At 36.8% G+C, this 15,508-nt stretch carries 17 protein-coding genes and 1 riboswitch; of the genes, 6 read left to right on the top strand and 11 right to left on the bottom strand.

Annotated elements, in window-relative coordinates; all coding sequences use genetic code 11:
* Positions 1-73 precede the first annotated feature (73 nt).
* The 4 genes from ftsB (at position 74) to BMW42_RS03130 (ending at position 4,242) form a co-directional block, all read left to right on the top strand.
* Positions 74-463 (top strand): cell division protein FtsB, encoded by a 390-nt coding sequence (ftsB, locus tag BMW42_RS03145; RefSeq protein ID WP_035263725.1) that lies wholly within the window; start codon positions 74-76, stop codon positions 461-463.
* The gene (gene ispD / locus BMW42_RS03140; protein WP_092766374.1) at positions 429-1,154 is read left to right on the top strand and encodes a 2-C-methyl-D-erythritol 4-phosphate cytidylyltransferase; all 726 of its coding nucleotides are present in this window, start codon (positions 429-431) and stop codon (positions 1,152-1,154) included. Before ftsB ends, ispD begins: the two co-directional genes overlap by 35 nt.
* 82 nt (positions 1,155-1,236) lie before the next feature.
* Entirely contained in the window at positions 1,237-2,373 is a 1,137-nt protein-coding gene (gene rodA, locus BMW42_RS03135; protein WP_092766373.1) for a rod shape-determining protein RodA, read from the top strand.
* Positions 2,374-2,769: 396 nt separating this feature from the next.
* Positions 2,770-2,858: riboswitch (glycine riboswitch) on the top strand.
* A gap of 139 nt (positions 2,859-2,997) precedes the next feature.
* Positions 2,998-4,242: a D-amino acid dehydrogenase gene (locus BMW42_RS03130; RefSeq protein WP_092766372.1), complete on the top strand. Its 1,245-nt coding sequence runs from the start codon at positions 2,998-3,000 to the stop codon at positions 4,240-4,242.
* Positions 4,243-4,284: 42 nt separating this feature from the next.
* Here the strand turns inward: BMW42_RS03130 and nfsB are convergent, their stop codons facing one another.
* The 4 genes from nfsB to BMW42_RS03110 form a co-directional block, all read right to left on the bottom strand.
* Entirely contained in the window at positions 4,285-4,938 is a 654-nt protein-coding gene (nfsB, locus tag BMW42_RS03125) for an oxygen-insensitive NAD(P)H nitroreductase (protein WP_035263717.1), read from the bottom strand.
* Between the two features lie 113 nt (positions 4,939-5,051).
* Positions 5,052-5,471 (bottom strand): hypothetical protein, encoded by a 420-nt coding sequence (locus BMW42_RS03120; protein ID WP_035263715.1) that lies wholly within the window; start codon positions 5,469-5,471, stop codon positions 5,052-5,054.
* Positions 5,472-5,606: 135 nt separating this feature from the next.
* Positions 5,607-6,338 (bottom strand): UDP-2,3-diacylglucosamine diphosphatase, encoded by a 732-nt coding sequence (locus BMW42_RS03115; RefSeq protein ID WP_092766371.1) that lies wholly within the window; start codon positions 6,336-6,338, stop codon positions 5,607-5,609.
* 117 nt (positions 6,339-6,455) lie between these two features.
* Entirely contained in the window at positions 6,456-6,965 is a 510-nt protein-coding gene (locus tag BMW42_RS03110; RefSeq protein WP_035263711.1) for a peptidylprolyl isomerase, read from the bottom strand.
* A 165-nt stretch (positions 6,966-7,130) separates the two neighbouring features.
* Here BMW42_RS03110 and BMW42_RS03105 point away from each other — a divergent pair, with 165 nt between their 5' ends.
* Complete coding sequence (locus tag BMW42_RS03105; RefSeq protein WP_092766370.1) at positions 7,131-8,852, top strand: glutamine--tRNA ligase/YqeY domain fusion protein; 1,722 nt, start codon at positions 7,131-7,133, stop codon at positions 8,850-8,852.
* 218 nt (positions 8,853-9,070) lie between these two features.
* On the opposite strand, the gene BMW42_RS03100 is transcribed toward BMW42_RS03105, so the two are convergent.
* The 5 genes from BMW42_RS03100 to BMW42_RS03080 all read right to left on the bottom strand — a co-directional run bounded on the left by BMW42_RS03100 (position 9,071) and on the right by BMW42_RS03080 (position 12,703).
* Complete coding sequence (locus tag BMW42_RS03100; RefSeq protein WP_092766369.1) at positions 9,071-9,658, bottom strand: lecithin retinol acyltransferase family protein; 588 nt, start codon at positions 9,656-9,658, stop codon at positions 9,071-9,073.
* A 147-nt stretch (positions 9,659-9,805) separates the two neighbouring features.
* Positions 9,806-10,042 carry a hypothetical protein gene (locus tag BMW42_RS03095; protein ID WP_092766368.1) on the bottom strand — a complete coding sequence of 79 codons (237 nt, stop codon included), beginning with the start codon at positions 10,040-10,042 and terminating at the stop codon, positions 9,806-9,808.
* A 114-nt stretch (positions 10,043-10,156) separates the two neighbouring features.
* The gene (locus BMW42_RS03090; RefSeq protein WP_035263705.1) at positions 10,157-10,390 is read right to left on the bottom strand and encodes a hypothetical protein; all 234 of its coding nucleotides are present in this window, start codon (positions 10,388-10,390) and stop codon (positions 10,157-10,159) included.
* Positions 10,391-10,632: 242 nt separating this feature from the next.
* Positions 10,633-11,718: a tRNA (uridine(54)-C5)-methyltransferase TrmA gene (trmA, locus tag BMW42_RS03085; RefSeq protein ID WP_092766367.1), complete on the bottom strand. Its 1,086-nt coding sequence runs from the start codon at positions 11,716-11,718 to the stop codon at positions 10,633-10,635.
* An 85-nt stretch (positions 11,719-11,803) separates the two neighbouring features.
* Positions 11,804-12,703, bottom strand: a complete 900-nt coding sequence (locus BMW42_RS03080; protein WP_035263702.1) for a LysR substrate-binding domain-containing protein — start codon at positions 12,701-12,703, stop codon at positions 11,804-11,806.
* 186 nt (positions 12,704-12,889) lie between these two features.
* On the opposite strand from BMW42_RS03080, the gene BMW42_RS03075 reads away from it, so the two are divergent.
* A complete protein-coding gene (locus BMW42_RS03075) occupies positions 12,890-13,213 on the top strand; it encodes a hypothetical protein (RefSeq protein WP_092766366.1) in 324 nt (107 codons plus the stop codon).
* 241 nt (positions 13,214-13,454) lie between these two features.
* Here the strand turns inward: BMW42_RS03075 and BMW42_RS03070 are convergent, their stop codons facing one another.
* Both BMW42_RS03070 and BMW42_RS03065 read right to left on the bottom strand, forming a co-directional pair.
* Positions 13,455-14,804: a TrkH family potassium uptake protein gene (locus tag BMW42_RS03070; protein ID WP_092766448.1), complete on the bottom strand. Its 1,350-nt coding sequence runs from the start codon at positions 14,802-14,804 to the stop codon at positions 13,455-13,457.
* Positions 14,804-15,460, bottom strand: coding sequence for a potassium channel family protein (locus BMW42_RS03065; RefSeq protein ID WP_092766365.1), 657 nt, complete (start codon positions 15,458-15,460; stop codon positions 14,804-14,806). Before BMW42_RS03065 ends, BMW42_RS03070 begins: the two co-directional genes overlap by 1 nt.
* Positions 15,461-15,508: the final 48 nt, after the last annotated feature.

Genomic DNA, 15,508 nt, shown 5'->3' with positions numbered 1-15,508 from the left:
CACATACTACCTTTCTTTGTTTTAGGGTATATTAGTGCTCTAATTTCATGATGTTAACTAAGCCTCAAATATAATGTTAGACGTCTTTAAAACTACTTCAAGTAAAGTGATTTTGCTGGTGGCAATAATTTTAATTGCCATCTTTCAATATCGCTTTTGGCTCGGTGAAGGAGGATATTTCCCTCATCAGGCGCTACTTCAGCAAATGAATCAACAAGCTGAAACAAATGAAGAGTTAAAAGAGCGTAATCGTATTCTGGCTGCTGAAGTATATGATCTAAAAAATGGTGTAGAGGCGATTGAAGAACATGCACGTTTAGATCTTGGCTTAATTAAGCCTCATGAAACGTTTATTCAAATGAGTACAATCAGTACGAATTACAAGCCGATTTACATCGACCCAAATGCTAACGTAGATTTAAGAACCAATGAGTCTAGACAACCTGAATCTGAACAACCGTAAATTATGGGCTATTATTCCGGCAGCAGGTTCTGGTAGTCGATTTTCCAAATCAGCGTTAAAGCAATATCAAATTATCCAGAATAAAACTGTACTTGAGCATACTGTAGAACGTATTGCTCAATTGCCTATTGCTGGCTATGTGTTGGCAATCTCAGAGCATGACCAATTTGCTCAGACACTTCAATTTGCTAAATCAGAAATCCTTCATTTCTGCTTAGGTGGTCAGGAGAGGGTTGATTCTGTACTTAATGGTTTAAATTATTTAACCAATATTGCAGATGAAAATGATCTGGTGTTTGTGCATGATGCTGCTCGACCTTGTGTCAGCTTGAGCAATTTAGAGTCTTTAATTCGCCATGTTATCGAATCTAAGCATAGCGCAATTTTAGCAACGCCTGTGCGAGATACTTTAAAAAGAGTAGATCCGTCGAGTGCTATTGAAAAAACTGTAGATCGAAGTGCATTGTGGCAAGCACAAACTCCACAATTGTCGACCATTAAATTGTTAAAAACTTCCATTGAACACGCTTTAACTCACAGGATCACAATCACGGATGAAGCGAGTGCGCTTGAATATGCTCATCATCCAGTAGATGTGGTGATTGGACGATCTGATAATATTAAAATTACTTATCCTGAAGATTTAGAACTTGCTCGTCTGATTCTTCAGTCACAGTCTGACTCGAAATAATTTAGTTTTATGTTTGGGACTTTGCTTAAATAGCCAAAACATTGTCTTATAATAACGCCACTTAGAATATGCAATTCAGCCAATGATACCTTCACAACAGTACCGTTTTTTGCGTCATGCCTTGAGAGATGGACGAACAATCAAACATGATTCGTCACGTTGGACTAAATTACATTTAGATCCATGGTTACTTGGTTTTTTGATATTAAACGCAGCTTTTGGACTCATGGTTGTTTATAGTGCAACCAATCATGATTCAAGCATGGTGATTCGTCAGGCGACCAGTTTTGGTATCGGTTTTATTTTGCTGTTTATTTGTGCACAAATTCCTCCAAAAGTTTATCAAATTGTCAGTCCTTATCTGTATGCATTTTCGATTGTGCTTCTGCTTTTGGTATTGCTAATTGGTGATGTCCGCTTAGGCGCAAAACGCTGGATTTCTATTCCTGGATTAGGGAGTGTGCAGCCCAGTGAATTTATGAAATTTACGATGCCACTCATGATGGCTTGGTTTTTCAGTCTGCGGACTTTACCACCCAAATTTATGCATATTCTCTTTGCATTATTTCTGATGATGATTCCTTTTGTTTTAGTCGCATTACAGCCTGACTTAAACATTGGATTAATTATTCCCGGAATTTTTGTCATTTTTTTAAGTGGTATTTCTTGGCGTTTGATTGGGGCTGTGGTCGCTGGGTTTGCAGTGGTTGCACCATTATTATGGAATTTCTTTCTACAGGAATACCAAAAAAAGCGAATTTTAACTTTATTTGATCCTGAATCAGATCCGCTAGGTGCAGGGTGGAATATCATTCAGTCTAAAATTGCGATTGGTTCTGGTGGACTATTTGGTAAAGGTTTTAATGAAGGAACACAGTCTCATTTAGGTTATCTCCCCGAACATCATACAGACTTTATTATGTCTGCTTATGCAGAGGAATTTGGCTTTTTCGGTGTGTTCGTATTATTTGTTATTTTTGCTGCGATCATTATTCGTTGTTTGATTATTTCCATGAACAGCTTCCATAATTTTGGGCGTCTTTATGCGGGTGCGGCAGGTTTAACTTTCTTTTTCTTTGTGTTTTTGAACAGTGGAATGGTGAGTGGAATACTTCCAGTAACGGGTGATCCATTGCCACTCATGAGTTATGGTGGTACGGCAGTCATTGCAACGCTTGCAGGTATGGGCATTGTAATGTCTATACATACTCATCGCTAAAACATCTGGGGTTGACAGCAAATTTTCAACTCACATTCTGCTTACTCTCACATCTATTGAAACTTTGAGCTTCAATGATTGCTCTAATCAGTCATTACACTTTTATGCTGAAGAAGATGAAAGTGTAGATGGAAGTTGATCTATGCTATTTGAGAGAGTAACTCTAAAAAAATTAACTTATTTCCTCATTTTTTTGTAATAACTAAATTTTTATCGATGGTAGAGAAAATTTGAGCTAAACAATGATCTTTGTAACGTTTCCCAAGCTAAAAATTCCTGTCTTAGCTGTTGTCTTAAACTTGGTGATCCATTTGTATAAAAATATTTTTTAAAATTGATTTTCGTAGATGTATAAAAAAATTAACTATGGCATATTAATTGCTGAATAAGAATTAAACGAATATTGCAGGAGAGAGGTCTTCTGTAGATCCGCCGAAGGAGCAACGACCCCGGAATCTCTCAGGCAAAAGGACTGTAATTATTCTCAATCATCTGGAGAGAAGTCTAATGATGTTTAGACTCACCGAAGGGGATGGAAATAATCATATGTTATGAAGATTTCCGAAGCTCTCAGGTACCGTGACAGATGGGGCATTGAAAATATAAAATTTTCAAGGAGCTTTTATGTCACATATTATGGTGATTGGTGCTGGCATTACAGGAATAACCACTGCCTACGAATTGTTAGAACTTGGTTATCAAGTCACGATTCTTGATAAAAACTTATACCCAGCAATGGAGACTTCATTTGCGAATGGAGGTCAACTTTCAGCATGTAATGCAGAGGTGTGGAATCAGAAAGCAACGGTACTGAAGGGTATCAAGTGGATGACCCAAAAAGATGCACCATTATTACTCAACCCATCTTTTGATTTGCATAAATACGCTTGGTTGATTGAATTTATGGGTAATATCAAGCATTACGAAGCCAACACACAAAAAACGGTAAGACTGGCATTATTGGCAAGAAAACGGCTGTTTGAAATTGCACAGAAAGAAAATATTCAATTCGATTTGGAAAAGCGTGGAATTTTGCACTTTTATCATAATCAGCAGGATTATGACGTTGCTATACGAGTGAATGATTTGTTATGCAAAGGTGGATTAGAGCGTCACGCTGTTACAAATGAAGAAATTCACAGTATTGAACCAAGTTTGACGGGAGAATATTACGGTGGTTTTTATTGTCCTGATGATGCCACAGGAGATATACACAAATACACCACGCATTTAGCCCAAGTAGTAGCGCATAAAGGCGGGAAATTTTTATACGGTGTAGAAGTTGAAGATTTAAATCTGGATCATTCTACAGAGCAAGTTTCAGCGAAATATCGCGCTTGTGATCCTAAAAATAAAGATATACCCGATGGATTTATTCAAGCTGATGCAATTGTCATTTGTGGTGGAGTTGAAAGCTATCATTTAGCAAAACAGGCTGGGGATCGTGTCAATGTTTATCCAGTGAAAGGGTACTCGATTACAGTTCAGCTGAATGATGAACATAGCCAACAACATGCACCATGGGTAAGTTTATTGGATGAAAGTGCAAAAATTGTGACGTCGAGATTAGGTCGAGATCGTTTAAGAATTGCTGGTACTGCGGAATTTAATGGCTATAACCGAGACATCCGTATTGATCGCATACAACCTTTAGTTCATTGGGTGAATCGTAATTTTGATATTTCAACTGAGCATTGTGTCCCTTGGGCTGGATTAAGACCGATGATGCCGAATATGATGCCAGTGGTAAGACAAGGGAAGCATCCGAGAGTCTTTTATAATACCGGTCATGGGCATCTGGGTTGGACGCTGTCAGCTGCAACTGCTGCAATGATCAGTTTAGAAATTTCACAGAAAATAGCGGCTTAATGAAAAGCCACAATAGTATGAAAACTATTGTGGCAAATACATTTATAGTCGAGTGAAAACTTGATCTGCATTCAAACGAGATTTAGGTAATTTGGCATTAAAATCTTTTTCACTTCGATAACCAAGTGCCAATAGCACTGACGGAATCAGGCCTTTTGCGTCAAGATTTAACTCTTCAGCGATAATTTTTTCATCGAATCCTCCAATTGGAGTGGCATCGATACCTTCTAAACCTGCAGCAAATAAGGTTTGCCCAAGTGCAATAAAAGTTTGATTTTCAGACCAGCGCTGGATATCGCCTTTTTCGTTGCGATAATAATCAACATAGCCTAAGCGCGTATCTTTTTGAGCTTGTTTTGCTTGGTCATCTTTAAAACGACCACTGATTTCATCTTGATTTAATAATCGATCTAGATGAGAGTCTGTAATGTCTTTATGCGTACAAAACAGAATTGTGTGTGAAGATTCAAGGACTTTGGGTGCATTATAAACATACTTACCAACCAGTGCTTTAGCAATGCGCTGTTTGGCTTCATCAGTTTCGATGACAAAGAAATGCCACGGTTGAATATTGATAGACGAAGGTGCGAGCCTTAAAGATTCCAATAATTTTTCAAACTTTTCTTGAGGGATCTTTTTTGAAGAATCGTATGCTTTGGTGGTGTAGCGAGATTGGGAGATGTTTAACAAATCCATATTATCCTCCGATTATTCACAATATATTCATCTAAAAATTTTAAATGACTCTGAACTTAAATATTTTCTATAGTTGATGCTAAATGATATGAAAAATCTGACTTGTCTTTAAATCAATAGGCATATTTTAAATCAGTATATTTTTCTAATGACATTGCAATTTGTTGGTTGATAAATGCGCGCACATCTTCTTCAGTCATAGGTTGACCATTCTTGCTGATATTATGTTCGATCGGTGCTTGGTCTGCGGCCTTAATTTTGTAGACAAGGTGGGTGATCAATTCGTAATCGTTATTATGGTTTACGATGTTAGTCACATATTGATATGAATGCTCAAAGTTGAGATCTTGATGGGAAAATATAAATTGTTCAAAGATTGTCAATGCGGCGCCATCAGCAAGATTTTTGAGTTCATCAATAATTGTGGCATCTAGGCGTACATCATAACGTTCAGAGATTGCTTTACCATCGATTAATAATGACACTTTATCATCTTCATGGTGTTGAACAGTAATATTGCTGAAATTAGACATGACAAACTCACGAATTGAATTGAGTCGTTATTATCATATGCAAAAAAACTTAAAGCAAAACATACTGATTAATATTCAAACATTGAGTGAAATTTCAATTTAAAGGTTGATGAGATCATTACAAAAATAGAGGAACTAATAAGACCATGTTTTCAGTGTCAGATCATTGATTGACTGCTTAGAGAATTTCGATTGATTAATTTCCAAAATTTGAGCTTGATCCAAACGCCAGTCGCCTAAGACAATTCTTCTTTTATCTTGAGAGATATGGATTTGAGGGCGATGCGTATGACCATGAATTAATAACTCAACTTCTTTCAATGCATCGTGGACAGCATCTTGATTTACATTCATGACATCATAAGATTTAAATTCTTTTGATTCGTGGCTTTTTTTTCTAAATCCATTTGCAAGTTGAGTACGAAAAGAAAGTGGGGTTTTCCGCAGTATCCAAATGAGGAGAGGATTTCGGATTATTTTTTTAAAACGTTGGTATGAAATATCATCTGTACACAAGGCATCGCCATGTTCGAGACGAATATTGACATCGTTGATTTGTAAATAAGAAATTTCTGGTAGCAACTGACCACCAAATTTATTTAAAAAAATTTGATTCAGCGCAAAATCACGATTGCCGACAGAAAATAAAACTTGATTTCCCTGAGCAGTAAATCTTTTTAAGCGTTCAACGATTTCATCGAGCCAAGGAGCTGTATAGTCATCACCAATCCATGCATGAAACCAATCACCTAAAATATAGAGTTGGGTTTGCTGGTCTTGATAATGATCTAATAAATCTAAAAACCCTCGAACGAGTCGAGGGTGTTCAGGTGACAGGTGTAAATCTGAAATAAACAGATAGGTCACTTAATATTCCTTATTTGCCTACATCCCCATCAACTTTAGATGGGGAAACAATCCCTTGAACATGATATTCGTTTTAAAGCAGTGCTTGAAAACTTAATAAGTTAAGGGGTAGGTTTTTTATTCTGAGATAATTTTAGCAGATTCGATCACAACGTTTTCTAGTGGAACGTCAGCGTGGTAGCCACGGTTACCAGTGCGAACGCCTTTGATTTCATTAACAACGTCCATACCTTCTACAACTTTACCAAATACTGCATAACCCCAGCCTTGAGCTGTTTTACCCGTATGGTTAAGGAAAGCATTGTTTTTCACGTTAATGAAGAATTGTGCAGATGCTGAGTGAGGAGCTTGAGTACGTGCCATGGCAATCGTACCTTCGTCATTGCTTAAACCGTTGTCAGCTTCATTTTCAATAGAATCGCGAGTTGCTTTTTCTTTGAAGTTTTCATCCATGCCACCGCCTTGGATCATGAAACCGTCAATTACACGGTGGAAAATTACGCCATCATAAAAACCATCACGAACGTACTCTAAAAAGTTAGCAACAGTTTTAGGTGCTTTTTCAGAGTTAAGCTCTAGAACAATACGTCCTTTATTGGTGTTTAATTCGACTTGAGGAAAACTCATTCTATAATCTCCTGATCATGGACAAAAAGCCATGGGTTTGTGGTTGAGAGAAGCATAAGCAAACTGTAAACTACAAGGCAAGCAAAAACGTTATTTTCTTTGTTAATAATATGAAGATAGCGTTTTAATTATCCTATTTTATCTTATAGAAGTGATTTATCAACTATGAAGCCGAATGATGTTGTTTCATCCCTGCCAATTACCCCGACGACTAACAATCCATCAGTCGATGCTGCGCAGCAAGAACAACAACCGGGCTTAGACTTTGTACGTCAAGTAATTACAGAAGATCTTGCAGCAGGGCGTACAGATAAAGTCGTGACGCGCTTTCCACCAGAGCCTAATGGTTATTTACACATTGGACATGTTAAAGCGATTTGCCTGAATTTTGGTATTGCAGAAGAATTTTCTGGTTTATGTAATCTTCGTTTTGACGATACAAATCCAGATGCAGAAGAACAAGAATATGTAGATGGTATTGCGAACGATGTTAAATGGCTCGGTTTCGACTGGAATGGTGAACCACGCTACGCATCAAGTTACTTTGATCAATTGTATCAATGGGCGATTCAATTAATTAAACAAGGTGATGCATATGTCGATTTGCAATCTCCTGAAGAAATTAAGCTGAATCGTGGAAATTTTGTAGAACCAGGTAAAAATTCTCCGCAACGTGATGCAACGGTTGAAGAAAACTTAGCACGTTTTGAACAAATGCGTAATGGTGAACTTGGAGAAGGCCAAGCAGTACTTCGTGCCAAGATTGATATGGCATCACCGAACGTACATATGCGTGATCCAATTCTTTATCGTGTTTTACATTCTGAGCATCATCAAACAGGCGATACGTGGAAAATCTATCCAATGTATGACTATGCTCATCCTTTGTCTGATGCGATTGAAGGCATTACGCACTCGTTATGTACGCTTGAATTCCAAGACCATCGCCCGTTCTATGATTGGGTTGTCGCTAAGGTAAATTCTCCAGCAGTTCCACGCCAGTACGAATCAAGCCGTTTGAATGTTGATTACACCATCACCTCAAAACGTAAATTACGTAAGCTGGTCGAAGGTGGTTACGTCAATGGTTGGAATGATCCACGTATGCCTACAGTCGTGGGAATGCGTCGTCGTGGCTTTACTCCAGAAGGCTTACGTGATTTCTGTAAGCGTGTGGGCGTATCTAAAACTGATGGTATTGTCGATGTTGCAATGCTTGAATTCTGCATTCGACAATCATTAGAAAATACTGCTGCACGTGGTATGGCGGTATTGAATCCTCTTAAAGTGACATTGACCAACCTTCCAGAGGATATGGATTTAACACACGCACGCCATCCAAATGTTGATATGGGTGATCGTGTAATTCCACTGACTTCTGAATTGTATATTGATCGTAAAGATTTTGAGGAAGAGCCGCCTAAAGGGTTTAAACGCTTAATTCCTGGTGGTGAAGTCCGTTTACGTCATGCTTATGTGATTAAATGTGATGAAGTGATTAAGGATGAAAATGGCGAAGTTGTTGAACTTAAATGCTCTATCGATCCGCATACTTTAGGTAAGAATCCAGAAGGTCGTAAAGTCAAAGGTGTTATTCATTGGGTATCTGCAAATAAAGGGATTCCTGCTGAAGTTCGTATTTATGATCGTCTATTTACTGAAGCCGCACCTGATGCGGACGATGATTTCTTAGCGAATTTAAATCCAGATTCTCTAAAAATTGTTCAAGCGGTAATTGAGCCTGCTTTAGCTCAAGCGAAACCTGAAGATCGATTCCAATTCGAACGTGAAGGTTATTTTGTCGCTGATCAATTTGATCATACTGTTGAAAAACCTGTCTTTAACCGTATTTTGGATTTAAAAGATAGTTTTAAGCCTGCAAAATAAAGTTTGGTAATATCAAAAAAAGCCTGATTGATTCAGGCTTTTTTTTATTCAAATTTAGGTTAATCAATAATTTTTGGGATTAAATTCACATGATTAGATAAAGGTGAGTATTTAAGAATAATTTAATAAGTTATAAATAAAAACTAAAATAACATTATATTTCAAATATATATTTGACTATTTGGATTTTCAAGCGCATATTTAATTCAACCGAAAGGTTAATTTGAAACTTTGTTTTCCTCGAAACCCTGCTTAAGCGGGGCTTTTTTTTGCTTTAGTTTCTGATGTTGCTGTAAAGCGATATACACAGGGCCTTTCAGTTTGCGCTGATCATTTAACTTTTTCTTAATATAAAATACCAAAGCAAAACAGGTGGTTGCTAAAGTTAAAAGAAGACTATTTAAGTAGCTCATGAGTGAGCTGATATAACCAATAGTGGTGAGTCTATTCATCATTTTGATGACTTGTGGACTACTTTCGATGCCCGTGATCGCCCAAGAACATAAGTGTTCACAATTATTAATAATGAGATGATAGTTATTTTCATGCATTCGAGAGCGCATTCGTCTTACGACAGCACGACCTGAATATTTGGGGGTACTATAATGCCGAATCGTAATTTTTTTGCCATGTGCAAATTTTTGCAGAGATGTAATTTCGATCGGATGTTTTTTAAAGAGATGAGCAAAACCTGAATAATGAATAACACGACCCTTACCCACATAAATACCATGATGTGAATAACCAAAATGCTTAACAATTAAGTGAGCACCAAGAGGGAATTTTTTGACGTGTTTATGCCGCATTTATAAAATATTCCAATAACTTTACAGATGTACATTTATTGAAAGAGAGTCCACAGTATAACCGAATTGGAAATAAATAATGAGGTATAAATACAATATAAGCACCCTAAAAAAGGTGCCTAAATTTTTTATTCAAGTCAAATGAAGTTATGAGAAGAAAGCATTTTGTGCTTCACAATTTTTAATTGCATCTTCTTTAGGAAGCTGTTTAATTTGCTCTTCAAACTCGATTTTTTGACGATCTATGGCAGTTTGAGGAATACCGCTCTCTTTCGCTAATTTTTCAATGTTGCCCCAAACTTCCTCACATGCTGAAGGTAGCTTATTACAACCACTAAGCGATATGAAAGTCGCCCCTAAAATAATGAATAGAATATTTTTCATTGAATCCCCAAATGTATTTTTAATTATCCTATGAGCTTATCTTAATTGAACATTTTTAAATTGAACAGAAAATTTATCATAAAAAAAGCACTGTCTATGCAGTGCTTTTTTTCTTTACTGAAGGGTGATTTTGTTACTCAATAAATCAGTAAGATCTTTTTTTGAATAGCCACGCGAAATAAGAACTTTTTTGATTCCGCGGATTACATCTTCATCTGATGCCTTTTGTAAAGCCTCGATCAACTGATCGTTAGTCTTACATGAACAATCATTTTCAACACAAGCAATTTGATTTTTATGCTCGTTCTGCTGCGAATCTGATGAAAACAGCTTTTGCCAAAAACTCATAGAGCCTTCATTTGCAACCAAAGATAGGTCGAAATATAGTCGATTTAAAATTTAATGCAAGTTTGTAACCGTGATTTAAGGCTCATTTTAAAATAAATATTTCGATGATAAACCTAAAGTTTAACGAAATTATGACATTGAAAAATTAAATATTTCTTTATTTATATGATTTCTAAGTGAAATTCAAAAAGAATAAAAAATGGACAGTGTAAGAACTGTCCATTTAGTAAGAAATAAATTGTTTAAATTTTCTCTAACAGAACGCCTGACTCGACATGGTGGGTATAAGGAAATTGATCGAACAGCGCAAATTTAGTGATTTTATGAGTTCCCGATAACATCTTTAAATTGTCGTGCAAAGTATCTGGATTGCATGAAATATAAATAATACGGTTAAAGTGTTGAAGTAGCTTCAAGGTATCATCATCAATGCCTGCACGAGGTGGATCTACAAATACAGTATCGAAGTCATAACTTTGAATATCAATATTGGCTTCTTGTAAGCGTCTAAACTCACGTTCTGCATTGAATGCTAAGGTAAAATCTTCAGCTGAAAGGCGAGCAACTTGAATATTATTAATTTGATTTTGCTCAATATTCCATTGCGCTGCATAAACTGATGATTTAGCCAGTTCCGTCGCTAGAACGCGATTAAACTTTTGCGATAATGGGAGGGTAAAATTACCATTGCCGCAATAAAGCTCTAAAAGATCTTTATCACTGGTTTGGGCTGCATTACATGCCCATTCTAACATTTTTTGACAAACTTGCGCATTAGGTTGCGTGAAGCTACTCTCAATTTGCTTATATTTGAATTTACGGTCAAATACTTGTAATTCTTCAACTACATACTCATCTGTCAATACAATTTTTTGACCACGGCTGCGACCAATAATCTTAATTTTGAGTTTTGAAGATAAACTTTTTGCTAGTTGTTCCCAGTCTTGATCAAGCGGACAACGATAAATCAATGAAACCAGCATTTCACCGTTCAACGTTGAAAGAAAATGTACTTCAAACAGACGCTTAGAGAGCACTGCATTTGATTTTAGTTCAGACAGGAGAACTGGCATTAAATCATTAATAGATTTATCCGCGATTGGAAACTCATCAACACGTACAACTTTCTTTTGTATACCATCTTCCGCGCGTTCAAACATGGCATAAAACATATCATCTTCTGTATGCCAAATACGGAACTCAGCTCGCATACGGAAATGTTTTTCAGGAGATGAAAAAACTTCTAGTTCAGGTGGTTGATATTCAGCAAATTGATTGCGGATACGTTCAATTTTTGCATCAAGTTGTTGTTGATAAATAGAAGTCATAAAAATCTAAAAAAACTAGCACAAAGCAGAGTGAATGGTAGCAAATAATAAGCCAACATTCTTCTAAATCTTTGTGCTGTTGTGACTATCTTTTGGTGAGGTGCTCAACTAAGTAGTCGATGAACACACGTACAGCTGGTAATAAACCACGGCGAGAAGGGTAAACCACATGAAAAATACCGTGTGGCGCATTCCAGTTAGGCAGAACCTTAACAAGACGCCCATCTTTAATATAATCTTCAACAATACTGTCTGGGAGTAATGCTACCCCACAATTGTCACTTGCAAGTTGTGCAAGCATAAGTAAGTCAGAGCCCATCACGACTGGACTCACTTTGACTTTAATCGATTTGTTGTTTGAATCATGTAGTACGAGTTGTTGATCAGTATGTTCATCAACCATACTTAATATTCGATGATTTGAGAGTTCTTCAGGTTTTTTGATAGATCCAAATTCATTGAGATAAGCCTGGCTGGCGAAAAGATGTTGTTCAATATTTTCAAATTTTCGAATGACCAAACTTGGGTCATCATCCAAACTTGAGCGAACACGAAGCGCTAAATCAATTCCTTCATTGATGATATCGACACGTCGATTAGTAACCATCAATTGAACTTTGATTTCAGGATACTGCTTAAGGAAATTTGGCAGTATTTTGGTCATTTCATGCTGGGCAATTGATACGGGTAAACTGACACGAATTAAGCCTCTTGGTTGTTCACTTAAATGATCTACCAAATCATGAGCAGATTGGGCAGCATTCATCATTACTTGCGCATGGCGATAAATGTTCATCCCAATATCAGTGACAGCAAAATGACGTGAACTACGTTGAATAAGCCTTACACCGAGATTTTCTTCTAAATTATAAACACGTCGACTCAATTTTGATTTGGGAATGTCAGTTGCTCGCTCGGCAGCGCTAAAACCACCATGTTCGACAACAAGGGCAAAGCAATAAAAATCATCTAAATCTGAAAGCATGGATTCATTCCATATATGCGACGTTTTGTTAAAAAATACATTATTGTTCTGAATAGTCAATTGAGTTGCTGTGTTTTCTCTAAAATCTAAGGTTGTTATATGTAGTAATGAATAAAGAGGGCTATTTAAAAATCTAAAAGCAATGGTTAAACTTATGTTTTATAGCACGTAATACTTAAGGTTGACATGGCTTATACAACAATTGAACTTCAAGATCCTCAAGAAAATGTACAGTGCCCGCATTGTCAACATGCTGTTATCGACTGGAATGAAGAGCAATATATTCAACCTTGTGATCATACATTGTTTATTGCCATGGACTTGGGATTTGAATTTATTTCGGATGAATTTGAAGCAACTATGCCTCGCACAGTAGATGAAATTCATGCAGATGATGAAAACTCGGATGTGTTTACTGAGATTACACGTTCTGATTTACCTCAGTTTAAAATTTATAAAGTTGCATTGGGTGTCGAAAACCTCAATCGTTATATTGGTTTCCAATCATAATTTTTTTAATCACACGCATATGGTGAAAAGACTTGGGGTTTCCTTGAGTCTTTTAATTTCATTGTATTTTGATATTGATTGCAAAGTTCTAAGTTTGTGTTAATTCATGATAAGTTCAATGCTTTGAATTAATAAATCACGGCTATCATAAAATGCACTTATGGCTATAAACATCTGATCTACTTTTGGATTGGTTCGTGTTTTATCGATCAACTTCACCTTAGATCCAAGTGAATTCTATTTAACCCACTTGGATTTCAGCATTAGGATGACTCAACCTGCTTTTTTTAGGGGTTGCAATTAAATATGCTAATGTCAAAGGACCGAGACGACCCGCAAACATCAGTATCATGAGCATATATAAACTTGCAGGTTGTAATTCTGAAGTAATACCTCTAGATAATCCGACTGTACAAGCCGCGGAAACAGCTTCAAATAGTAAATCTAGAAAACGTTTATTAGGCTCTAAAATTAACAGCGTAAAGAAACCAATGAAAATGAGCATAGCAGTTATGCTAATGACCGCAAGAGCTTTATAGGTGACCGTTGCGGGAATCGAGTGTTTAAAAACAGTGACTTCGTCAGCTCGTCTCAAAAACGTGATCACACTCAATACAACAATAATAAATGTACCTACTTTAATACCACCAGCAGTACTTAAAGATCCGCCTCCAATAAACATTAATAGCATAGTCACCAAGGTTGCTGGATCACTCATACTGGCCATATCAATACTATTAAATCCAGAGGATCGTGGTACTGTGGCATGAAACCAAGCATTTAATGCTTGGTCTCCAATTGACATTGGGGCGAGGGTCAATGGATTATTTGCTTCTAAGCACCAAATCATAATAAAGGCAAATAGATTGAGTCCCGCGATAGTAGAAAGAATCAGTTTGCTGTTGGTTGAGAGTTTTTTCCACTTATGAGCGCGTTTGATATCCATAAGTACCACAAAACCTATTCCACCAATGATATACAACATGCTGATGGTCAGAGTTACAGCATATTGGCCTGAAAAACTCATTAAACTGTCTGGAAAAAGAGAGAAACCACCATTATTAAATGCTGAGATACTGTAAAAGGCTGCATAAAACAGGGCATCACTAAAATCGTAGTATTGAAGCCACGTAAATGTCAGGATGAATGTTCCAATCCCTTCGAAAAATAGAGAATACAATAAGACGGCTTTAACAGTGAACGAGGCCCTTGCTAAACTGGTTTGACCAATTGTTTCTTGAGCCATCACTTGTTGCTCTAAACCAAGTTTAGTGGAAAGGCTCAAAGCAGCCAAAATTGCGAAAGTCATGAATCCTAAGCCACCACATTGGATGAGTAGCATAATGATGAACTGACCAAAAGTCGTATATGCCTCGCCAATATTGACCACAGAAAGTCCCGTAATTGTCACAGCAGACGTGGCGGTAAATAAGGCTTCTAGCCAAGAGACATTTCCTTCGTGTGCAAAGGGAAGTTTTAGCAGTAATGTTCCAATGATAATAAAACTGAGAAAGCCCAAAGCAAGCAAACTTGGTGGACTCAAATTAATACTTTGCGTTTTTTTATTGATCAATTGATCATAAAATTTCATCATTTCGAAATAAATCTCGATGAGAGTTTACGTAGAAGATTGACAGGACCTTCAACAATTAAAATGTCATTTTTTTGCAGCAATGTACCAGGTGCGATGTCATAAATTACATGTGTGCCACGTTGTAATAGTAATGTTTGTACGCCGTCGCTGTGCTCCATGATATCTTTAAATTCTACACCTTGTAGTTTTTCACTCACTTCCACTTTGACAATATAACGGTCATCATTCAACGCCATATAGCGTCTAACCATTGGATAACTTAATGATTGTGCAACGCGAATACCCATGTCTTCTTCTGGATGAATAATTTGACCAATACCGAGATGCGTCAAAATCATATGATGGGCTTTCGATTTTGCTTTTACTAGGATTTTTTCTACGCCTAAATTTTTAAGGTTGAGGACACATAGAATACTGGCCTCAATATCTTCTCCAATTGCGACAACGACGGCATCGCAATTCTGTACATTCAGTTCTCGAAGTACATGTTCATCTGTGGCATCGGCGATGACAGCATGACTGATGTTATCAGAGATATTTTCAACGTATTTTTTTTCAGTATCGATTCCAATCACATCATGTTTTAATTGAGTGAGTTCTAATGCAACTGTACCACCAAAGCTGCCTAAGCCAATTACTGCAAATAGCGCCATTGAATATCCTAAAATTTTAAAGATCAGAAAGTAATGATTTGATTTTAA

Source organism: Acinetobacter sp. DSM 11652, assembly GCF_900109815.1.
In the GTDB taxonomy this organism is placed as follows: domain Bacteria; phylum Pseudomonadota; class Gammaproteobacteria; order Pseudomonadales; family Moraxellaceae; genus Acinetobacter.
This window is presented reverse-complemented; position numbering and strand designations above follow the sequence as displayed.

Coding starts and splice junctions, on each gene's coding strand:
- BMW42_RS03110 (WP_035263711.1), bottom strand. CDS start 6,965: ATGAGTTTTCCTCAAGTCGAATTAAACACCAATAAAGGACGTATTGTT.
- BMW42_RS03090 (WP_035263705.1), bottom strand. CDS start 10,390: ATGAGTTTTTGGCAAAAGCTGTTTTCATCAGATTCGCAGCAGAACGAG.
- BMW42_RS03100 (WP_092766369.1), bottom strand. CDS start 9,658: ATGCGGCATAAACACGTCAAAAAATTCCCTCTTGGTGCTCACTTAATT.
- BMW42_RS03065 (WP_092766365.1), bottom strand. CDS start 15,460: ATGGCGCTATTTGCAGTAATTGGCTTAGGCAGCTTTGGTGGTACAGTT.
- BMW42_RS03130 (WP_092766372.1), top strand. CDS start 2,998: ATGTCACATATTATGGTGATTGGTGCTGGCATTACAGGAATAACCACT.
- BMW42_RS03070 (WP_092766448.1), bottom strand. CDS start 14,804: ATGAAATTTTATGATCAATTGATCAATAAAAAAACGCAAAGTATTAAT.
- trmA (WP_092766367.1), bottom strand. CDS start 11,718: ATGACTTCTATTTATCAACAACAACTTGATGCAAAAATTGAACGTATC.
- BMW42_RS03105 (WP_092766370.1), top strand. CDS start 7,131: ATGAAGCCGAATGATGTTGTTTCATCCCTGCCAATTACCCCGACGACT.
- BMW42_RS03095 (WP_092766368.1), bottom strand. CDS start 10,042: ATGAAAAATATTCTATTCATTATTTTAGGGGCGACTTTCATATCGCTT.
- nfsB (WP_035263717.1), bottom strand. CDS start 4,938: ATGGATTTGTTAAACATCTCCCAATCTCGCTACACCACCAAAGCATAC.
- ispD (WP_092766374.1), top strand. CDS start 429: ATGAGTCTAGACAACCTGAATCTGAACAACCGTAAATTATGGGCTATT.
- BMW42_RS03080 (WP_035263702.1), bottom strand. CDS start 12,703: ATGCTTTCAGATTTAGATGATTTTTATTGCTTTGCCCTTGTTGTCGAA.
- rodA (WP_092766373.1), top strand. CDS start 1,237: ATGATACCTTCACAACAGTACCGTTTTTTGCGTCATGCCTTGAGAGAT.
- ftsB (WP_035263725.1), top strand. CDS start 74: ATGTTAGACGTCTTTAAAACTACTTCAAGTAAAGTGATTTTGCTGGTG.
- BMW42_RS03075 (WP_092766366.1), top strand. CDS start 12,890: ATGGCTTATACAACAATTGAACTTCAAGATCCTCAAGAAAATGTACAG.
- BMW42_RS03120 (WP_035263715.1), bottom strand. CDS start 5,471: ATGTCTAATTTCAGCAATATTACTGTTCAACACCATGAAGATGATAAA.